Raw genomic sequence first — 1,027 nt, 5'->3', positions numbered from 1 at the left:
TTTAGACGCGGCAGGCAATATCGCGCTGGCGAAAGACCCCTACGCCAAGGCGCAGGATGTGGCTTCGGCGTGCCGCCTGTTTGCGGGCGAACTGTATTACGACACCGAAAAGGGCATTCCCTATTTTGAAGAAATGTTGGGTAAAAAACAGTCGTTCGCGCTGTACCGGCACCGGCTGGTGCAGGCCGCTTTGTCCGTCCCCTGCGTGCTGACGGCAGACGTTGCCGCCGAGATGCGCGACGGGCGCGTGCTTTCGGGCAGCCTGAAATTTACCGACGACACCCGGAAACAATACGAGGTAACGCTATGAGCAGTAATGTCCCCCCTGTCCGCTTCACGCCGCAGGGCTTGCAGATTCCGACCGAAACCGAAGTGCTGGACGGCGTGCTGGCCGATTTCAACGATGCATTCGGCGGCGGCCTGAACCTGAATTTGGAAACGCCGCAGGGTCAGCTTGCCTCTTCGCTGGCCGCCGTGATTGCCGACAAAAACAATGTGATTGCCGAGCTGGCCAATCAAATCCATCCGGAATACGCCGAAGGCGTGATGCAGGACGCGATTGCCCAAATCTACTTCCTGCAGCGCAAACCCGCCACCGATTCGGCAGTGGTGTGCGAGTTTGTCGGACTGCCCGGCACGCAGATTCCGCAGGGATTCATCGTGCAGGATGCGGCGGGCAACCAATGGGCGTTGCAGCAGGAAACCGGCATCCCTGTCGGCGGCAAAATCAGCGGCACACTCATTGCCGCCGGACAGATTGAAGCCCCCGCCCACAGCGTGAATGTGATTTATCAGGCATTGGTGGGGCTGGACAGGGTGGACAATCCGCACCCCGCCGTCCCCGGTCGGGCGGAAGAAAGCCGCGCCGAATTTGCCGAACGCAGGCGGCGCAGCGTCGCCATCAATGCCCACGGCACGCCGCAGGCGGTGTACGCAAACGTGTTCGCGTTGGACGGCGTGCGCGATGTGTACGTCATCGACAACCCGAAAGGACAAAGCGTGCAGGCGGGCGCAACCCATTACACGC

The 1,027-nt window shown here is 61.0% G+C and carries 2 protein-coding genes; both read left to right on the top strand.

The features are described 5' to 3' along the window. A partial coding sequence (locus KEM39_RS11355; protein WP_211710072.1) for a hypothetical protein occupies nt 1–310 on the top strand: 310 nt, incomplete at its 5' end. After that, nucleotides 307–1,027, top strand: a 721-nt coding sequence (locus KEM39_RS11350) for a baseplate J/gp47 family protein (protein WP_211710071.1), incomplete at its 3' end; no start/stop codon positions are given. The genes KEM39_RS11355 and KEM39_RS11350, both read left to right, overlap by 4 nt.

It is taken from the genome of Neisseria sp. Marseille-Q1983, from assembly GCF_018224585.1.
Lineage (GTDB): Bacteria > Pseudomonadota > Gammaproteobacteria > Burkholderiales > Neisseriaceae > Neisseria > Neisseria polysaccharea.
The sequence above is the reverse complement of the archived record's forward strand: the minus strand, read 5'-3'. Positions and strand labels throughout refer to the sequence as shown.